Source organism: Mycolicibacterium sp. SMGY-1XX, assembly GCF_059132455.1.
Genome location: NZ_CP101139.1, coordinates 2,440,463 through 2,458,261, shown reverse-complemented (window position 1 = coordinate 2,458,261; position 17,799 = coordinate 2,440,463). Strand labels below are relative to the sequence as shown.

Genomic DNA, 17,799 nt, shown 5'->3' with positions numbered 1-17,799 from the left:
GTGGGCACGTCACAGGCGTGTCCTCGGCCGGACGCCGTTGGCCTTCTCCACCAGCGTGATTCGTTCCCACATGTCGGCGGTTTCGTGCGCGAGGTCGCGGTAGCACCGTTCCATCCCGGCTCGGATCCCCGGTTCGGTGAAGTCGGCGCCCAGCAGCCGCGGCGTCGACGGTTCCTTCCCGGTCTGCAGCCAGCTCAGCGCCGCCTCGAACACCCGAAGTTTGATACTCGCCCGCCGCTCCGCCGACTCCAGGGTCAGGGCCGCGGCCCGGGCGCCGGCGTCGGTCAGCGTGGGCTCGTCCACGGTGTCCGGGGTGCTGCCGTCGAGTAGCGCCTCGATGGCGGTGACCCGGGCCGCGGTGTACTGCGCGGACGCGGGCACCACCTGGTCGAGCGCTGCGACGGCACCTGCGCGCTCCCCGGCGCGCGCCCGCTGGCGCGCCAGACCGAATGCGGCGCTGACGTACCCGCGATCGGTGCGCCAGACCGTTTCGTAGTACTTTGCGGCGCGGTCATAATCGCCGCCCAGTTCAGCGGCCGCCGCGATCGCCACCTTCGGGGCCAGCTCGCCGGGCAGTGAGGCCAGCACCGAGGTGAACTCTTCGTCGGCGAGATCGAACTGTTTCTCCAGCAGAGCACACTGTCCGCCGTACCAGCGCAGCCGCCAATCGTTGGGTATGACGGAGTTCAGCTCGGCGAGCCGGGCCCGGGCCACCGCGGGGTCACCGAGTTCGAGCGCCGCACGCACCAGACGCAGCGGTATCTCCACGGAGCTGTCTGCGCGCTGCCGGGTTCCGCTGTGGGACAGGCGAAGCGCCTGTTCCAGCTGTGCGGGTGAGGTGCCGCTGGTGGTGGCCAGCAACGCCGCGCCGCTGTCATTGGGGTCGACGACCGGCACCGACAGGGTGGCCACCACCTGAGCCGGTGTCAACGGCTCATCCGATCCCGCCCCGAACACCGCGCGTTGCGGGCTGAAGTAGTGCGACGTGCGTGGCTGCTCGGCACCGGTGTCGGTGGCGACGATCTCGTGCAGTACACCGGTGAGCTGATCTGCCAGCTCCTCCATCGACGAAAAGCGTTGTGCGGGATCGGCATCGGTGGCGCGCTGAATGGCCAGGTGTAGAGATTCGTATTTGGCCAACACGGGAACGGTGTCAGGGCCGGGCAGTGCCGCAACGAAGTGCCCGTTCTCCTGCGGCACGTCCATCACCAGGACGGCGAGGGTGCGACCCACCGTGTAGACGTCGCTGGCGACAGTCGGTCCGGTATGGGCGATCTCGGGCGCCTGATAGCCGACGGTGCCGAACAGGGAGCTCTCTTTGTCATCCATCGAGATGACGGCGCCCAGGTCGATCAGCTTGAGTTGCTCATCGCTTTGCATCACGTTGTCGGGTTTGAAATCGCAGTAGGCCAGCCCCTGGGCATGCAGATAGCCCAACGCGGGGGCGATCTCGATGATGTAGGCGACAGCCAGATCCGGCGGCAGGGGGGCATTGCGGGTCTTGCGGATCTGTTTCAGCGATGTGCCGCCGACGAACTCCATCACGATGTAACCGACCGCGGTGCCCGCCCGGTCGACATGCTCGACGAAGTTGTAGATGCGCACGATGTTCGGGTGCTCCACTTCGGCCAGCGCCAGCACCTCGGCCGCCGCGGCCGCGATGGCGTCGGCGTCACTGGAGTTGATCAGCCCCTTCAACACCACCCACCGGTTGTGCACATTGCGGTCGATCGCCAGATATATCCAGCCCAGCCCGCCATGGGCGATCGCGCCCTGCACCTCGTACTGGCCACCCACCAGGTCGCCACGGGAAAGCTTGGGGATGAACGAGTACCGGGTGCCGCACTGCGTGCAGAACCCCTCGGTGCGGCCGGGCTGATCATTCTGCGCGCGCCCTACCGGCTTGCCGCACTGCGGATTGCCGCAGAACCGGTTCCGTTCGGGCACCTGCGGGTCGGTGAGGATGGCCGCGGCGGGGTCACCTTTCGGCATCCGGGGAACGGCGACGATTCCCGCGCCGAGGCGGCCGCGCACACTGGCCGAGCGGCTGGAGCCGGTGCGGGCGGTGACGGCCGACCGGGCGGTCGCGACGCTGGGTGCGGCCATGGCGGCGGTGCCCGGCGCCTCGACTTCCGCAGGCGCGGTGCCGCACACGTTGCAGTAACCGTCGACGACGGTGCCATCGCAGCCGGGTTCGGCACACTTCATCGGGTATGTCCCCGCTTCTCGGTGAGCAACTGCTGGAAGTCTGCCACCGCGCGGGTGACCGCGCGCAGATCGCAGGGCCGCCGGGACAGCAGACCTGAGGCGATACGACCGCAGGCCAGCAGATCCCGGTCTTCGCCCAGGCCCAGCCGCGCCGCCTTGGCCTGGTAGGCGCTGAGCCTGCCGTTGAGCTCGGCCCGGCGGTCGAGCAGGCCTTGCGCGAGTTCGTGGTCGTCGCGGGCGGCCTGCAGTGCGTCATCGATGCGCTGCCGTAACGCACGCAACGCCCGCGGATCCGGTGCGGTGAGCGCCGCCAGCGCGGCGCGCAATCCGGCTTCGGTGTTGTCGCGTAGCGGGAACGCGCCGGCGAGCACCACTTGCTCGGCGTGGGTTCTGGTCTGCGCGGCCTGTTCGGTGACGCGATGCAGTTCGTCGAGTTGCGCTGCGGTATCCGTCAACGCTGATAGCCAATTCGCCTTCACTGCTTGCAGTTCTGCCAGTTCATCGAGGCTCTGCGTGACGCGCTCGGCGATGGCCGCGACGCGGTCGTCGATGTCGCTCGGGCTCAGTGACAACGGGTCGTGTGCCGAGGTGTGCAACAACTGCGCCATTTCCGGCGGTGCGGGGGCGCCCGCGTCCTCGAGACGCTGCTGCCACGGCGCAAGGCCTTTGGCCACAGCGGCGTCCACCGCGTCCACTGCGTCCAGGAATTCGACCACCCCGGGATAGGTGGCGCGCATGCGGTCAGCGGTGTCGGCCAGCCCCACGAACTCGACCGCCTCGGCGGGACTGGCGATCTCGCGTTGCGACAGTGGGACCGGCCGGCGCGCCACCTCGTAGTGCCGCTCCCGCAGCAACCGGGTCATCTCGGCGCGCTCGTCCTCGTCGAGCCGCGATCCCCGCGCCCGCGTGGCCCGCGCCGAATCCAGAATGGCGCTCATCCTGCCGAGGTCTTCCCACAGTTGGGTCAGCACCGTCTCGATCACCGTCCAGCGTTGAGCGGTGAGACCGGTCGGCGGGTACCGGCGCAGGTGCGCGAGTCCAGGGTGGCTGTCCAGTTCCACCATGGTGGACGACATGGCGGCCACTTCCCTACTGCGCGAGTCGAGTTCGCGATCGATTTCGTCGGTGCTCAGCGCCGTCATGTCAGTCCTCGTACCGTGCCGCCGGCGGACCGGGTGACGGGCCGAAGCTCTGCAGGTGGGTCGCATAGAGGCGCTCCCAGGTGCCGTCGTCGCGGAGTCGGTCCAGGACTCCGTTGACGAATCGAACCAGGTCGGCATGCTCCTTGTTGATCCCCACACCGTAGGGCTCCACACCCAGGCTCTCACCGACGATCTCGACGGTGGGATCCTGACGCGCCAGGCCGGACAGCACCGCGTCGTCGGTGCTGATCGCGTCGATCTGGCCCTGCTGCAGCATCACCAGGCAATCGGTCCAGGTGCTGACGCTGGTCAGTTCCGGCCGGGGGTCGAGCCCGTACAGCGCTGCCAGCGACGTCGTCCCTGCCACCGCGCACACCCGCTTCCCGGAAAGTGCTGCCGCAGAATCGATCCCCGAGCCTTTCAGCGCCAGGATCCGTTGCTTGGCGTTGTAGTAGACGGTGGAGAAGGCGATGTTCTGTTTGCGCGCGCAGGTGATCGAGAAGGTTCGCACCACCAGATCCACTCGCCCGGACTGCAATTCCGATTCGCGTTGGCTGGCATCGACGACACGCAGGTCGACGCGGTTCGGGTCGCCGAAGATGGCCCGGGCGATCTCCCGGGCGATGTCGATGTCGAAACCCTCCAGCTGGCCGGTACCCGGGTTGCGGTAGCCGAACAGAAAGGTGTTCTGGTCGACGCCCACCACCAGGCGGCCGCGCTGCTGGATGGTCGCCATCGTCGACCCGGGCGGCATGGCGCCCGGGGCGGGCAGCGGACCGGGACGCAGACTCGCTTCCCGATCACAGTCCGCCACTGCCGTTGTCGGCATCGTGGTCACCTCGATGGCACTGGCCGGCTCGGGGTACACCGGCGCCACCGATACCGACCCTTCCGGCGTCGAGGAGGAACACCCGGCGAGCAGCGCCACCGCTGCCGCGAACGCTGCCCAGTGTGTCCTCACAGGAACTCCTTGAGCCGCGGCCACAATCCGACCACGGCCGCGGCCCCGGCCACGACCATCAACACCAGGGTGCCGGTGGGACTCCAGGCCAGGAAGCCGCCCGCGGTGGACACGTGATCGCGCAGGGTGGCCCGCGTCTGCTCGATCTCGTCGCGCAGGCTCGTTTCGACGCCGGCGAACTGCGCCGCGGACGCGTCCGGCGCGTCCCCGATCGCCTGTGTGACAGCCGCCGGGTAATCCCCGCCGAGGTAGGCCTCCACGTGCTTGCGATGACTGTCGGTCCACTTGTCGAGGCCGTTCATCGCGGCGGACGGACCGTCGTCGAGTTGACCGTCCAGGTTCGCGACACGTTCGTTGAAGGTCTTCTCCGAGGCCGTGATATCCCCGCGGGCGATCAGCTGGAGAGTCTCATCGGTACGTGCCTGCTGAGCCAGAATGCGCGCCTGGGCCAGCTGCCCGAACCGGACGGTGCCCTCGGTCCGGCTGTCCTCGATGGCATTGCCCGCCAATGTCGTGGCCGTCACCACCCACACCAGAACGACCACCACGACGGCCCCGGACACGACCAGGCCGAGATTGAACACGCGGTTGGTGCGCGCCGCCGTGATCACCGAACTCACCACCAGCAGAACCAGGATCACGGCCAGCAGCACAAGGGTGGTGATCGGCAGGGCGCCCACGGAACGCTGGTCTGTGTCCAGCGCCGCCAGCTTGTCGTCGAAGATCTTCTCTGCGCCCGGCAGCAGTGAATTCTGCATCAGCGCCGACGCCTCCCGCAGGTAGGCCGACCCGATCGGGAAATTCTGCCGATTGTTGGCCCGTGCGGACTCGATCAGACCCGCGTAGGCCGTCAGTTGCGCCGAGATGTCGGCTGCGGCAGTACGGGTGGCGGTATCGGCGGCACCCGCCGTGACGTCCGCCAACGCCGACGCGGCGCTGGCGAGTGCGTCTTTGTAACGGGCCCGCATGGCCGCCGTCTCGACGCCACCCGACAGGAACGCCGACGCCGCAGCGGCGTCGGCAGCCGAGAGTGCGGCGTACAGGTCCTGCGCCGCATAGGCCAGTGGCTCGGACCGGTCGAGAACTCTGGTGTGCTGCGCTATTCGCCCGTCGAGCTGGCCGCCGCTGACCACACCGGTCAGGACGCACGCGAACGCGAGGACCGCGGCGATGAGGCACAGTACGCCCGGAGTGGTACGGGCGAAGCGCCGCAACCACGCCACCGAAGCGCGGGTATCCACCGTCCGCGGCGCGACCATCGTCTTCACCACCCCCGTCAGCTACGCGTGATCGTAATCCCAGGGGGCCTTCGAGCGCGCGCTGTCGGAGATTCCGGTCAGTCGAACAGCTGGTCGAGAGCCTTCTGCTCGAGATCCACCCACCGATTCACTTGGCGGCGAATGTCTTCCACCTCGTCGGGGGTGAGGTGATGGGCTCCTTCGGGGGTGAGCCGGCAGATGTCCATCGGGCCACCGACACTCGGCGAGGATGCATCCAACGCTTCCAGTACCCGTAACGCGGCGACGACGCCGTAGTCGAGGTCGCGTTCGGTCATGCGGAAGTGCGCCAGCAGAGCGTGGGCCTGCTGCGCCATGGGTGCACCGCTGCCGATGGCCTGAAAACCGGTGACCTCGTGATGTCCGAGCAGTCCATTGGGATCGAGGTCGATGATGAAAGGCTCGTCGTCGACGTACCCCGCGGCCAGGAGATACGTCGCCGGTGTACCCGCCTTCTCCTGGCCGGGTACCTGGGGGATGAAGCTGTCGTAATGGTGTTTGAACACCGGAAGCACCTTGGCCTGCAACGCATGCCCGATGTTCTTGGCCTCCATCACGGCGTCGGCTTCGTCGTGGAAGATCTGCTCGATGTCGTAGAGCACCGCACGGGATCCGCTGCCGCCCCACGCCGCGTGCCCGCCCAGCGGGTGCAGTTTCTGGGCGGGGTAACTCAGTCCCCGGCCAGGGTCGGTGATTTGCGAGTCGGATGCCAGCACGATGCCGTTCGCACATTTGATGGCTAGAACTACGGTCATGCTTCCACCGTAGGGTGGGTGGGCATGGGCACCAGCGAGGAACGAGTGCGGGAACGGATCGCGCATGAGTACTAGCGAACAGCGAGCCGGGGTGGACCTCACCAATCTCGATCAGCAACTCGGCCCCGATTCCGGTGCCACCAAACGCGACCTGGTGGACTACCTCGACGCGGTGGCCGATCGCATGCTGCCCGGGCTCGCCGGCCGGCCGTTGACGGTGCTGCGCGCACTGCGCGGACGCGCGCCGTTCATGCAGAAGAACGTGCCCAAGTACACCCCCGACTGGGTGCGCACCGTGCCACTGTGGGCCGAAGCCTCCAAGCGAGAGATCCACTACGCCGTGTGCGACGATCGCCGGACCCTGCTGTGGCTGGCCAACCAGCGTGCGATCGAATACCACCCGACGCTGGGGTTGGCCGACAACATCTATCGCCCCACTCATCTGGTGCTGGACCTCGACCCGCCCGACGGCGCCGATTTCGCCGCGGTGGTGGCCGTCGCGCACCTGGTGCGGCAGGCGTTGACCGACAGCGGGCTGGCGGGGGCCGTGAAGACCAGCGGCTCGCGCGGCGTGCACATCTTCGTGCCACTCGATACCGACTCAGCCGGCAGTGTCGAGGACGTTGCCGCCGCCACCCGGGCTTTGGCCGCCCGTGCCGAAGCACTGGACCCGGCGATCGCGACCACCGCATTCATCGTCGAGGACCGCGCCGGGAAGGTGTTCGTCGATGCCACCCGGGCCGGCGGTGCCACGGTCGCGGCCGCCTACAGTCCTCGGCTGCGGGCCGGTGCCCCGGTGTCGTTCCCGCTGGCTTGGTCGGATCTGGACCGGGTGGTGCCGCACGATTTCACCGTGCTCACCGCGGTCGACGCGCTGGCCGGGCGAGATCCGTGGGCGGAGTCGATGCCCCCGGCGCAGCACCTGCCCGCCGATCTCATCGAACAGGGGCACACCATTCCGGTGGCGCGGGTGGCGGCGATGCACGAAGGCAAACGGCGGGCGAAGGCACGGCGGGAAAGTGAGCAGAGTTGACGAACATCTGCGTCTTCCTGTCGGCCGCGGACCTCGACGTGCGTTACACCCGGCCCGCCCGCGAATTCGGTGAGTCGATCGGCGCGGGAGGGCACACCCTGGTGTGGGGCGGGTCGAATACCGGGCTGATGCGGGTGGTTGCCGACGGTGTGCACGACGCGGGCGGCCGCCTGCTCGGCGTCTCGGTCGAGTTTCTGCGGCACCTCGCCAGGGCCGATGCCGACGAGATGGTGATCACCGCGAGTCTCGCCGAACGCAAAGCGCTGATGCTGGCGCGCTGCGACGCGATCGTGATTCTGGCCGGTGGACTGGGCACGCTGGACGAAGCGACGGAGATTCTGGAACAGAAGAAACACGGCTTACACACCAAACCCGTGGTGCTGCTGAACACCGAGGGGTTCTACGACGGGCTGATTCTCCAATTGCGCAGGATGGAAGACGAGGGGTTCCTGCCGCTGCCGTTGACGGACCTCGTCATCGTCGCCGACGACGGTCCCGAAGCGCTGGCGCTGCTGACCGCAGACTTGTGAGTGCCGAATTACCCGTCTGAGTGCGACTTGGCGACACCGCCGGTGACCAGAGAATTGGCCAGCCAGTCATCAAAGTCGAACTCGCCGTCGATCCACTGGGAGGAGTCCAGCTCATCGACGTGGGCCTCGACCTCCTCGCGAAGCTGCTCGAGTGTGAGCTCGCGGTTGTTGTACAGGTATGTGGTCTGGCTGCTCATGAAATGACCTTCCCGAAGTCCGCCCGGCGGGGTTTGACTCCCCACGTTACGTGGCCTGCGGTCACGGCGAATGGCAGGTACTCGCGGCGCCGGCGTCGTCCCCACCTCACAGCGAGAAGTGATCGTCCATCACACCCAGCCAGACCTGCGCTGAATCGATGGCAACCTTCTCACTGATGAATGCGTGCTGTGTGCCGGTGTAGAGATCGCGGAAAGCTCGCTCCAACCGGCTGCCCTCCCGGATCGATGTGGTGCCTGCGACCAGATGGGCCCACTGGGCGCACTCCCGGGCGACGTCGGTGGCGTACACCGCGGCCACCCGCATGTCGGCGCGTGACGTCGGCGTCAGGTCATCACCCGACGAGACCACGGCCTCGGCCGACCCGAACGCGTCGAGCACCAGCAGTCGCGCCGCGCGCCACGCCGCCACATGATGAGCGAGGTCTTTCTGGAACGTCGGCCGGCTGGCCAGTGCCGCCATATCGGACATCCGGAACTTCGTGGCGGCCAGCTCCTGTACGTCGTCGAGCATGCTCTTGGCCACCCCCAACGCCCAGGCCGCATGGCCGGCCGCCGTCACCGGCATCATCCCCATCCGGCCCGCCGCGGCATCACCGCGTAGGGGTTCGCGGGTGAAGAGCCGGAAGGCGCGCGCCTCGGGCACGAACACATCGGAGACGTTGTAGTCATAGGAGCCGGTGCCCTTGAGGCCCTGGACGAACCAGCCGTCGGTGAAGGTGACCTCGGCGCGTGGCAGTAGCGCGACCATCAGTTCGGGCTCACCCTCGCTGATCCAGCGCATCTCCCCGTTGTCCATCGGGATGAAACCCGCGGCGATATAGGCCGAATGGCCGGTGCCCGAACCGAAACTCCACCCCCCGGTCAGGCGGTAACCGCCGTCGGTCACGACACCCTGGCCGTTGGGCGCGAACTGGCCACCCATGGTGACGCGATTGTCGTGGGCGGTGAACACCTCGGCGAAGCCCGCCTCGGGCAGGTAGCTGGCCGCAGCGAAGGACGACGGCAGATTCGCAATACCCGTCCACCCGAAAGAACCGTCTTGCCAGGACATTTCGATCCACGTCTCGATCATCTCGGGAAAAGTCGGCTCCACTCCCCCGGCGGTCACAGGGTTGAAGGCCGTCATCAACCCGGTGTCCCACAGGGCGTCGACGACAGGTTGCGACAAGGTGCGTAGCCGTTCCGATTCCGCCGCCTCGGCGCGGACGAGGTCACGCAGACCGCGCACGCGCTCGGCGAGGTCGACACGCGCAGGCGCACTCGTCATCACAATCTCCTCATCGTCGCTGCCTGACCATACATACTTCGGTCATCGGATGGTTTGGAATCGGTCGACGAAAAGGGCAGCGAATGAAGAGGTTTGAGGGCAAGGGCATCCTGGTCACCGGAGCGGCCTCGGGAATCGGGCTTGCCACCGTGCATCGCTTGATCGGCGAGGGTGCCACGGTGGTGGGTGTCGATCTGGCCGACGACGGCCCGGGGCCCGGTGTCTTCTACCACCGCGCGGACGTGCTGGACGCCGGTGCCGTCGGCGCTGCCGTGGCGGCCGTGGTGGAGCATGCGGGTCGGCTCGACGGGGTGGTGCACTCGGCCGGGGTCGCCGGGGGCGGACCCGTCCACCTGGTTCCCGATGACGAATGGGACCGGGTGGTCGACATCAACCTCAAGGGCACGTTCGTCGTCACCCGGGCCGCGGTGCAGCAGATGCTGCAGCAGGACCGGGTGGCGGGCGAACGGGGCGCCATCGTGAACCTGTCGAGTATCGAGGGACTCGAAGGCACCGCGGGCGGTAGCTCCTACAACGCTTCCAAGGGCGGCGTCGTGCTGCTCACCAAGAACACCGCGATCGACTACGGGCCGAGCGGGATTCGGGTCAACGCCATCTGTCCGGGTTTCATCGAGACGCCGATGTTCGAGTCGGTGGTCGGTATTCCCGGCATGGAGCAGGCGCGTGAAGGGCTGCGCCACGAACACAAGCTGCGACGGTTCGGGCGCGCCGACGAGGTGGCGGCGGTGGCGGTGTTCCTGCTCTCGCCGGAGGCGAGCTTCGTCAGCGGACAGGCGATCGCGGTCGACGGTGGCTACACCGCCGGCCGCGATCACCATGTCACCGAGTTGATGGGGTTGGGCGAGCGGTGATCACGTCTGCGGTGCGGCAACTTTCTGATCTGTCGCCGGCTTGGCGGTTTGTGGCCCGATCTCCGTTGCCACCTCGGTGACCTTGGTGGCCGGGAAGCCACCGCGGCGGGCATGTTCGCGGACGGTGGCCTCGTCATCGGCCTCGTGCACACAATAGAACTTGTCGCCGGCCACATAGCTGGTGATCCACCGGTACGGCACTCCCAATGAATCCATTGTGGCGTTGGACTTCTGGGCTATCTCCGCCAGCTGGTCCTGGGTCAGCTCAGCGGCACCCGGGATATCGCGCTCGATGATGAAGCGTTTCATGATCGTCTCCTCGTTCAGTCCGGACCGGTGCGCCGGATGTATTCACTCTGAGCGCACTTCGGCGGCCGGTCATCGGTAGAAGCTCCCCATTTCCCGCCGCAGCCTGAACCGTTTGTCGATACCATCGCCGATGTGACGCTCACCGAGCGCGAGCACGAACTCGACCAGCTCGCCGCCCGGGCAGCCACCGCTCACTCCGGCCGTGGCGGCGCGGTGATGGTCTGCGGCGAATCCGGGGCGGGCAAGACCTCATTCGCCGAAGCTGTCGTCGCCCGGTACACCGAGCAGTTCGGAGACAGCGGCCGGGTGCTTTGGGGGGCGTGTGATCCGCTGTCGACGCCGCGGCCGTTGGGCCCGCTCCACGACCTGGCCCACGAATTCGGCCCGGCCACGCGGGATCTCCTGGGCAACAGCGAGCAGTCCTTCGACATCTTCGCTTCGGTGTTCGACGACCTCAAGACGCAGCCGACGATCCTCGTGCTCGACGACCTGCACTGGGCCGACCAGGGCACCATCGACCTGCTGCGATTCCTGCTGCGACGGTCCCGCACGTCAACGCTGCTGACCATCGGCATCGCCCGCGACGACGAGGTGACCGTGACCCACCCGCTGCGGGGTCTGCTCGGCGACGTCGCCCGCTCTCCCCACGCGCAGACGGTGGTGCTGCCACCGTTGACGGTGCAGGCGGTGGCCACCCTGGTGGGCGACCGCGCCGTCGATCCCGGCTGGTTGCACCGCGTCACCGGGGGCAACGCGTTCTTCGTCTGCGAGATGCTCGACCATGACCAGGACAGCGAACTACCGACAACGGTCCGGGACGCGATCTTGGCCCGCACGGCCGACCTGGACGTCACGGCCTGGGATCTGCTGAATCTGCTGACCTGCGCACCGGGTTCCATCCCCGATCACCTGCTCAGCGACCTCGGTGTGAGCTTGCCGGCGTTGCGCGCACTCGATGACGCCAAGCTGATCAAACGCGACGCCCGCGGTGTGGCGTTCCGTCATGACCTGTGCCGGCGCGCAATCTCCAGTGTCATTCCCCCCGGCGCCGAGCCCACTCTGCACCGGCGGTTCCTGGCTGCGCATCAGGCTGCGGCACAGTCGGATCCGGCGGTGCTCACCCATCACGCCCTCGGCGCCGGGGACAAGAGATTGATCACCTCGGCCGCGGTGGACGCCGGACGTGCCGCGGCCCGCTCGGGCGCGCACCGACAGGCGTGCGAGTTCTTCGAGATCGCCGTCGAGCAAGGTGGAATGCTCACCCCCGCAACCGAAGCCGAGTTGCTCGAGCTGCTCGCCGCCGAGTACTACCTGACCGACCGGCTGGACGACGCCATCGGTGCATGCCGCCGCGCCATGCGGATTCGCCAGGAACTCGGCGCCACCGTCGCCGTCAGCGCCGATCATCATTCGCTGGCGGTGTACGAGTGGTACAACGGGAACCGCGCGGTCGCCGACGGCCACGTCGCCGACGCGATCGCCGCCCTCGACCACGAGTGCGCCGAACCCGCCACCCTGGTGCAACTGGGTCACGCGTTCTGCATGCAGGCGTTCCTGGCGGTGCAGTCCAGCCATCTCGACCAGGCCCGCCGCCTCCTCGTGCGTGCCGGTGAGATCGCCTCAGCCACTGGCGATCCCACGCTGAACGTGCGGGTGCGGCTGATCGGTTACTACTGCGATATCGCGGCCGGCGAACACGTGGTGCGTGATGACCTGCTGGCGGTTCTCGCCTCCGGGCCCAGCCACATCGACGAGGTGTATTCCGGTGGCTACACCAACCTCACCTACTTCGACGTCGAGCAGCGCCGTCTCGTGGTGGCCGCCGACCTGCTGGAGACCAGCATCCCCCTGATGGTCGAACACGATCTGCCCATCTGCCGGGTGGTGCAACTGGGGTCACGCAGCCGGCTCAAACTCCTCGTCGGTGACTGGGATGACGCGTTGGCCGACGCGGATTCCGTGCTGAGCGGCCTGAGTGCACCGCTGGCGCGTACCTGGCCCCTGCTGATCCGCGGGCTGGTGTCGCTGCGGCGCACCGGCGACGACGCCGGGGGCATCGACGCGGCCTGGGACCTGGCCTGCCGGTTCGGGGAACTGGTGCGGGTGCTGCCGGTGGCCGCCGCGATCGTCGAACGGGTCTGGCTCACCGGGGAGCCCGACCCCCGTCTGGCCCAGTGCCGCACCCTGCTCGACAACGCCCCGGCCACCGGGCTGGAGTGGGCGCGCGGGGAATTGGCCATGTGGCTGCGGCGCCTCGAGCCGGCGACGACCACACCGGAGGTCGCCGAGCCCTACCGGCGGCTGTTCGACGGGCAGTTCGAGGCGGCAGCCGACCTGTTCCAGGACCTGTCGACCCCGTATGACGCCGCGCTGGCCCTCGTCGACTCCGGGGATCCCAAGCTCGCCCGGCGGGCACTCGATGTGCTCGACCGGTTGGGCGCCGACGCTGTCGCGGCCAAGGTCCGCTTCGATCTGCGGGCCGCCGGTGCGCAGACCATCCCGGCGCCGCGCCGGGCGACCACCCGGGCCAATCCGGCGGGCCTCACCACCAGGCAGGTGGAAGTGCTGCGGCTTCTGGATGACGGCCTGACCAATGCGGAACTGGCCGAACGCCTGTTCCTCTCGGTCAAGACCGTGGATCACCACGTCTCGGCGATTCTGGCCAAGCTGGACGTCACCAAGCGCCGGGACGCGGTACGGCGCGCGCGGGAGGTCGGGATCCTCACCTGAGGAATATAGGTAGCTCTTCCCGATGCCCAGGGACACCGCCGGGACGGATCGTTGACACAACTGAACGTTTCAAGGGAGGGCACATGAGCACCACGCCGACTAGCGAATTGTCACCGGCGGAGCAGGAAGCCGACAGGACACTCAAAGCCAAACATCGGGCCCTGTGGGCCGCGGGCGACTATCCGGCGGTGGCCAGCGACTTGATCCCCGAGCTCGGGCCCCGGCTGGTCACGGCCAGCGGTCTGCGTGCGGGTCAGCGGGTCCTGGACGTCGCGGCCGGGTCCGGCAACGCCGCGGTACCCGCCGCCGCGGCGGGGGCGACCGTGATCGCCAGCGATCTGACTCCCGAGCTGTTCGATGCCGGCCGGGCCCACGCCGCGCGCGTTGGCGTCGCACTCGAGTGGGTGGAGGCCGACGCCGAGGCGTTACCGTTCGAGGACAACAGCTTTGATGTCGTCCTGTCCTGCGTCGGCGCCATGTTCGCGCCGCACCATCAGGTGACCGCCGATGAGTTGGTGCGGGTGGTGCGGCCCGGCGGAACCATCGCGATGATCAACTGGACGCCCACCGGTTTCATCGGCAAGCTCTTCGCCACCATGAAGCCGTATGCGCCGCCGCCACCGCCCGGCGCCAGCGCTCCGCCGCTGTGGGGCGATGAGAACCATGTGCGAGAGTTGTTCGGCGACAAGGTATCCGAGCTCAATACCCGTCGCGAAACAGTGCTTTTCGAGCACAGTGCCAGTCCGCTGGAATTCCGCGAGTACTGGAAACGCAACTACGGTCCCACCATCGCGGCGTACCGGTTCAATGCGGACAACCCCGACCGCGTGGCAGATCTGGACCGCGACTTCCTGGCGTTCCTGGAGAGCACCAATGCCGCCACCGAACCGGGCCGCACCGCCTACGAAGCCGAATACCTGGTGGTGACGGCCACCAAACGGTAGGAACCGCCACCCGATGTTCCACCATGCCCCGGACCCACCGGGGAACGCGCCCATGGTGGTGGTACACACCGTTCGAACCTCAACCGCCACCACAGATCGACATCAGCCCGTGACGAACAACTCCAGCTGGATGTTGTCCGGGTCGCGGAACACCACCGTGGCGAACTCGAACGGCACCTGACCGTTCCTGACACCGGAATGCTCGATGCCCAAATCGTCGAGCCAGGCGGTCCAGGCGGCCAGGTCCTCCCGGGATCCCACATTCAACGCGATGTGGTCCAGACCGGTACGGGCTTCATCGAACGGTTGTCCGTCGTTGCCGCTGTTGGTGTGCAGACCGATGATCACACCGGAGCGCTGATCGACCAGCAGTTCACCGTATCCGGTGTCCTCGCAGCCGTAGTGCGGGAACTTCATCGGCACGCGGTCGGCGCCGAACAGCCGCTGATACCAGTCGAGGCTGGCTTCGATGTCGGTGACGGTGATCGAGAAGTGATGGATTCCCGTGATCGGGGGAACCTGCGGGCCACTCATGTCGTGTCTCCCATCACCACGCCCTCGCGACGTGGGTCTGCGCCACCGACCCAACCCGGGTCACCGCGAACGATAGCTGAGAGCCCGCTGGACTGATCGGCAAGGTCGACTTCGTGTCCGAGGGCGCGCAACCCCTGTACCAGTGGGTCGTGGTCGCCGTTATCGGAGGTGTTGATCACCGGATGCTCCCCGCCCACATTCGTTTTCGGCGTGTTGGCGGCGCCGAAGTCGACCATCGACACCGCCTGCTGCGGGTTCAAACCCCAATCCAGCATTCCGACAAGGGTTTTGACCACGAACTGGATTATGACCGAGCCGCCCGGGGAGCCCAGCACGGCATACAGCGGGCCGCGCCCGGATGCTGCCCTGTCGAAGACCAGCGTGGGCGCCATCGAGCTACGCGGACGCTTGCCGGGTTCCACCCGGTTGGCCACCGGCACGCCGTCGGGGCCCGCCGGTTCAGCGGAGAAGTCGGTGAGCTGGTTGTTGAGCAGGAAACCGTCGACCATGTGGAACGAACCGAACGCGGACTCCACGGTGGTGGTGAACGAGGCTGCGTTGCCTTGTGAATCGACCACGCTGATGTGACTGGTGCCGTGCTCGGGCACCGGCGGCGCGGGAACGGCCGGAACGCCGAACTCGCCCGGCTTGGCGGTGCCCATGGTGCGTTCCTGCGAGATCAGCGCCGCCCGTCCGGCCAGGTAGTCACTGGCCAGCAGGGTTCGCGGGGTGCCGCCGGGCAACGGCACGAAATCGGTGTCTGCCACGTACTTGTCGCGGTCGGCGTACGCCAGCCGCTCCGCCTCGGAGATCAGGTGCACCCCCATCACCGCGGGCCGGCCGCCGTTGAGGTCGATGTCGGTGGGCGCGTGCTGGTTCATCGGGAAGTGTTCCAGGATGCCGAAGGCCGAGGCCACGGCGATGCCGCCGGAGGACGGCGGCGGCATGCCGCAGATCTCTTTGTCCCGGTACGGGCTGCACAACGCTTCCCGCTTCTTGGCGGTGTAGCCGGCGAGGTCGTCGGTGGTGATCAGGCTCGGTGTCCGGCCGCCCGACGTGTCCCCCGCCGCGGCGACGATGGCCTGGGCCACCGCACCTTGGTAGAACCCCGGTGCGCCATCGGACGCCACGATGCCCAACGTCTTGGCGTAGGCGGGGTTGGTCAGCCGGGTGCCCTCGGCCTTGGGGCTGCCGTCGGCATTGAGGAAGTACGCGGATGCCTGTGGATCGACTCTGAGTTCGGCGGCCGCGTCGGCGATCGCGCTGGCCAGCCGGGGGCTGATGTCGAAGCCGTCGTCGGACAACCGGATTGCGGGATCGAACAATTCGCGCCACCCGGTCTTGCCGTGTTCGTCGTGCACGTCCTGCAGCATCCGGACCACGCCCGGCACCCCGATGGAGCGCCCCGAGGCGCGCGCATCCGGTTTCGGTTCGGTGCGGTCGACGTCGTCGACCCAGCGCAGATAGTTCTCCGTGGCCGCGGCCGGAGCCGTCTCGCGTCCGTCGTAGGCCTGCACCCGACCCGACACCGCGTCGTAGTAGAGCAGGAATCCCCCACCGCCGATGCCGGAGGACTGCGGCTCCACCAGACCCAGCACGGCCTGGGCGGTGACCAGCGCGTCAGCGGCGGTTCCCCCGTCCCGCAGGACTTCGCAGGCCGCTCGGGTGGCCAGCGGGTTGGCGGTGACGACGCCGTAGGTGTTGGTGTGCACGGCCGACATGTTCACGCGGTAGCCGGTGGCGACCTCGGGGGCGGAAGCGTCGCCCTCGTTTCCGGTGTCGGTGGCTTGTCCTTCGGACACGATCGCGCATGGTCCGGCGGGCGGCGCGACGGATGCTCGATCACCGCCGCAGCCGGCCAGTAACAGTGTCAGCGCCGCAAGCGAAGCTGTCATCGTGCGAGCTGACATGACGCCCTCCCTGAAGGCCGGCCACTGCTTGTCTTCGTTGAGTACATTGGCAGCCGACGTCACACTGGGCAAGTGCTGTAAGAGTGTGTGGCGCACGGCGTTCTGGGCCCCGATCTGCCAGGATGACGCCCGATGAAGCTCCGAAGACTCCTCGGCGCGCTCCTGGTTCTCAGTGTTCTGGGGGGCGCGCAGGTACAGCTCGCCGACCAGGCCACGGCCGCACCGGGTTCGTATCCGACGGTCGCGTTCATCGGCGACTCCTACACATGGGGCTCCGGCGCATCGACCATGGACAAGCGCTGGACCTCACTGGTTGCTTCCCGGATGGGCTGGCTGGAGTTCAACGTCGGCGAAGGCGGGACGGGTTACCTCAAGACGTTCGAGAACCGCCCCAACTACTACGGCCAACTCGACGAGATCACCGCTTTGCGGCCCGACATCGTGGTGGTCGCCGGCGGCCAGAACGATCAGGACACCCTCACCGCGAACTCACCCGAACTGTTCGCCGCGGTCAGCCACTTCTACGTGCAACTGCGTTCCCGTCTGCCGCGCGCCCGCATCATCGGGGTGGGCCCGTCGTTCCCCGACGCGCTCACGCCGGAGCGTTTCGCGTTCGACAGGGTGGTGCGCGATGCGGTGCGCGCCGTCGGGGGCCAGTTCGTCTCCCTGATCAGACCGACGTCGGTGATCGATCCGGCGATGCTGGAGCCGGATCGTGTGCACGTCGGCGATGCCGGCCATGCCGCGATCGCCGATCGAGTGCTGGCCAATCTCAACCAGGTGTGAGGCCGTAACACTTCGCACTCGTTTCGATCACGGTCGCCGACCGCCCACCGGTGGGGTGTTTCAATCGAGGCGTGGGAGTTCTGGACGTCGCCTGGCTTCTTCTCGGTGTCGCCGCGATCGCGTCGTTGAGCGGCTACGCCGGGTCGGCGCTGTCGCGGCGACGCAAGCAGCGTCGTCCTCACCAGATCTTCCTGTTGGGGTTGTTCTGCGGGGCGCTGGCGGGTTCCGCGGTGCGGCGGCGGCCGCACCCGGTGGCGGCGCTCGCCAATCTGCGTCAGCGGATGCTGCGGAGCTGACGCGGCGCCGGTCCTGAGACCATGGCA

At 67.7% G+C, this 17,799-nt stretch carries 17 protein-coding genes and 1 pseudogene; 8 read left to right on the top strand and 10 right to left on the bottom strand.

The genetic code is table 11. The features are described from left to right. Positions 1–9: 9 nt before the first annotated feature. The 5 genes from NL241_RS12060 to NL241_RS12040 form a co-directional block, all read right to left on the bottom strand. On the bottom strand, positions 10–2,208 hold the full coding sequence (locus tag NL241_RS12060) for a serine/threonine-protein kinase (RefSeq protein ID WP_494397654.1): 2,199 nt from the start codon (positions 2,206–2,208) through the stop codon (positions 10–12). Beyond that, positions 2,205–3,350 (bottom strand): hypothetical protein, encoded by a 1,146-nt coding sequence (locus tag NL241_RS12055; RefSeq protein ID WP_494397653.1) that lies wholly within the window; start codon positions 3,348–3,350, stop codon positions 2,205–2,207. Before NL241_RS12055 ends, NL241_RS12060 begins: the two co-directional genes overlap by 4 nt. Before the next feature lies 1 nt (position 3,351). Continuing rightward, complete coding sequence (locus tag NL241_RS12050; RefSeq protein WP_487688355.1) at positions 3,352–4,311, bottom strand: glutamate ABC transporter substrate-binding protein; 960 nt, start codon at positions 4,309–4,311, stop codon at positions 3,352–3,354. Beyond that, positions 4,308–5,570, bottom strand: a complete 1,263-nt coding sequence (locus NL241_RS12045) for a GlnX family signal transduction membrane protein (protein WP_494397652.1) — start codon at positions 5,568–5,570, stop codon at positions 4,308–4,310. The genes NL241_RS12050 and NL241_RS12045 overlap by 4 nt, the downstream gene beginning before the upstream one ends. 77 nt (positions 5,571–5,647) lie before the next feature. Further along, a complete protein-coding gene (locus tag NL241_RS12040; RefSeq protein ID WP_487688350.1) occupies positions 5,648–6,343 on the bottom strand; it encodes an Ntn hydrolase family protein in 696 nt (231 codons plus the stop codon). Positions 6,344–6,407: 64 nt separating this feature from the next. On the opposite strand from NL241_RS12040, the gene NL241_RS12035 reads away from it, so the two are divergent. Both NL241_RS12035 and NL241_RS12030 read left to right on the top strand, forming a co-directional pair. Continuing rightward, positions 6,408–7,376 carry a DNA polymerase domain-containing protein gene (locus NL241_RS12035; RefSeq protein WP_494397651.1) on the top strand — a complete coding sequence of 323 codons (969 nt, stop codon included), beginning with the start codon at positions 6,408–6,410 and terminating at the stop codon, positions 7,374–7,376. Beyond that, positions 7,373–7,906 carry an LOG family protein gene (locus tag NL241_RS12030; RefSeq protein WP_487688345.1) on the top strand — a complete coding sequence of 178 codons (534 nt, stop codon included), beginning with the start codon at positions 7,373–7,375 and terminating at the stop codon, positions 7,904–7,906. The genes NL241_RS12035 and NL241_RS12030 overlap by 4 nt, the downstream gene beginning before the upstream one ends. An 8-nt stretch (positions 7,907–7,914) precedes the next feature. Here NL241_RS12030 and NL241_RS12025 read toward each other — a convergent pair whose 3' ends face one another. After that, a complete protein-coding gene (locus tag NL241_RS12025) occupies positions 7,915–8,103 on the bottom strand; it encodes a hypothetical protein (RefSeq protein WP_487688343.1) in 189 nt (62 codons plus the stop codon). A 106-nt stretch (positions 8,104–8,209) separates the two neighbouring features. Then, the gene (locus tag NL241_RS12020; RefSeq protein ID WP_487688340.1) at positions 8,210–9,391 is read right to left on the bottom strand and encodes an acyl-CoA dehydrogenase family protein; all 1,182 of its coding nucleotides are present in this window, start codon (positions 9,389–9,391) and stop codon (positions 8,210–8,212) included. A gap of 83 nt (positions 9,392–9,474) precedes the next feature. Between NL241_RS12020 and NL241_RS12015 the strand changes: the two genes are divergently transcribed. Beyond that, positions 9,475–10,263 carry an SDR family NAD(P)-dependent oxidoreductase gene (locus NL241_RS12015; protein WP_494397650.1) on the top strand — a complete coding sequence of 263 codons (789 nt, stop codon included), beginning with the start codon at positions 9,475–9,477 and terminating at the stop codon, positions 10,261–10,263. On the opposite strand, the gene NL241_RS12010 is transcribed toward NL241_RS12015, so the two are convergent. Continuing rightward, positions 10,264–10,572 (bottom strand): DUF4242 domain-containing protein, encoded by a 309-nt coding sequence (locus tag NL241_RS12010; RefSeq protein ID WP_494397649.1) that lies wholly within the window; start codon positions 10,570–10,572, stop codon positions 10,264–10,266. It abuts the gene before it with no gap. Between the two features lie 132 nt (positions 10,573–10,704). Between NL241_RS12010 and NL241_RS12005 the strand changes: the two genes are divergently transcribed. The 3 genes and pseudogenes from NL241_RS12005 to NL241_RS11995 all read left to right on the top strand — a co-directional run. After that, positions 10,705–13,302, top strand: a complete 2,598-nt coding sequence (locus NL241_RS12005) for an ATP-binding protein (RefSeq protein WP_494397648.1) — start codon at positions 10,705–10,707, stop codon at positions 13,300–13,302. Positions 13,303–13,385: 83 nt separating this feature from the next. Continuing rightward, positions 13,386–14,246, top strand: a complete 861-nt coding sequence (locus NL241_RS12000) for a class I SAM-dependent methyltransferase (protein ID WP_494397647.1) — start codon at positions 13,386–13,388, stop codon at positions 14,244–14,246. Continuing rightward, a pseudogene (locus NL241_RS11995) lies at positions 14,247–14,359 on the top strand (hypothetical protein); the annotation flags it as partial. Here the strand turns inward: NL241_RS11995 and NL241_RS11990 are convergent. Both NL241_RS11990 and NL241_RS11985 read right to left on the bottom strand, forming a co-directional pair. Continuing rightward, positions 14,349–14,780, bottom strand: coding sequence for a VOC family protein (locus NL241_RS11990; protein WP_487688327.1), 432 nt, complete (start codon positions 14,778–14,780; stop codon positions 14,349–14,351). The pseudogene NL241_RS11995 and the gene NL241_RS11990 sit on opposite strands and share 11 nt — an antisense overlap. After that, complete coding sequence (locus NL241_RS11985) at positions 14,777–16,690, bottom strand: gamma-glutamyltransferase family protein (RefSeq protein ID WP_494397646.1); 1,914 nt, start codon at positions 16,688–16,690, stop codon at positions 14,777–14,779. Before NL241_RS11985 ends, NL241_RS11990 begins: the two co-directional genes overlap by 4 nt. Before the next feature lie 132 nt (positions 16,691–16,822). Between NL241_RS11985 and NL241_RS11980 the strand changes: the two genes are divergently transcribed. Next, positions 16,823–17,476, top strand: a complete 654-nt coding sequence (locus NL241_RS11980; protein ID WP_494397645.1) for an SGNH/GDSL hydrolase family protein — start codon at positions 16,823–16,825, stop codon at positions 17,474–17,476. A gap of 71 nt (positions 17,477–17,547) precedes the next feature. Further along, complete coding sequence (locus NL241_RS11975) at positions 17,548–17,772, top strand: hypothetical protein (RefSeq protein ID WP_487688320.1); 225 nt, start codon at positions 17,548–17,550, stop codon at positions 17,770–17,772. Positions 17,773–17,799: the final 27 nt, after the last annotated feature.

Bases quoted from the DNA above. Each gene is read 5' to 3' on its own strand.
- NL241_RS11980 (WP_494397645.1), top strand. From the start codon at position 16,823: ATGAAGCTCCGAAGACTCCTCGGCGCGCTCCTGGTTCTCAGTGTTCTG.
- NL241_RS12040 (WP_487688350.1), bottom strand. From the start codon at position 6,343: ATGACCGTAGTTCTAGCCATCAAATGTGCGAACGGCATCGTGCTGGCA.
- NL241_RS12010 (WP_494397649.1), bottom strand. From the start codon at position 10,572: ATGAAACGCTTCATCATCGAGCGCGATATCCCGGGTGCCGCTGAGCTG.
- NL241_RS12035 (WP_494397651.1), top strand. From the start codon at position 6,408: ATGAGTACTAGCGAACAGCGAGCCGGGGTGGACCTCACCAATCTCGAT.
- NL241_RS12015 (WP_494397650.1), top strand. From the start codon at position 9,475: ATGAAGAGGTTTGAGGGCAAGGGCATCCTGGTCACCGGAGCGGCCTCG.
- NL241_RS12055 (WP_494397653.1), bottom strand. From the start codon at position 3,350: ATGACGGCGCTGAGCACCGACGAAATCGATCGCGAACTCGACTCGCGC.
- NL241_RS12025 (WP_487688343.1), bottom strand. From the start codon at position 8,103: ATGAGCAGCCAGACCACATACCTGTACAACAACCGCGAGCTCACACTC.
- NL241_RS12045 (WP_494397652.1), bottom strand. From the start codon at position 5,570: ATGGTCGCGCCGCGGACGGTGGATACCCGCGCTTCGGTGGCGTGGTTG.
- NL241_RS11990 (WP_487688327.1), bottom strand. From the start codon at position 14,780: ATGAGTGGCCCGCAGGTTCCCCCGATCACGGGAATCCATCACTTCTCG.
- NL241_RS12060 (WP_494397654.1), bottom strand. From the start codon at position 2,208: ATGAAGTGTGCCGAACCCGGCTGCGATGGCACCGTCGTCGACGGTTAC.
- NL241_RS11985 (WP_494397646.1), bottom strand. From the start codon at position 16,690: ATGTCAGCTCGCACGATGACAGCTTCGCTTGCGGCGCTGACACTGTTA.
- NL241_RS12020 (WP_487688340.1), bottom strand. From the start codon at position 9,391: ATGACGAGTGCGCCTGCGCGTGTCGACCTCGCCGAGCGCGTGCGCGGT.
- NL241_RS12000 (WP_494397647.1), top strand. From the start codon at position 13,386: ATGAGCACCACGCCGACTAGCGAATTGTCACCGGCGGAGCAGGAAGCC.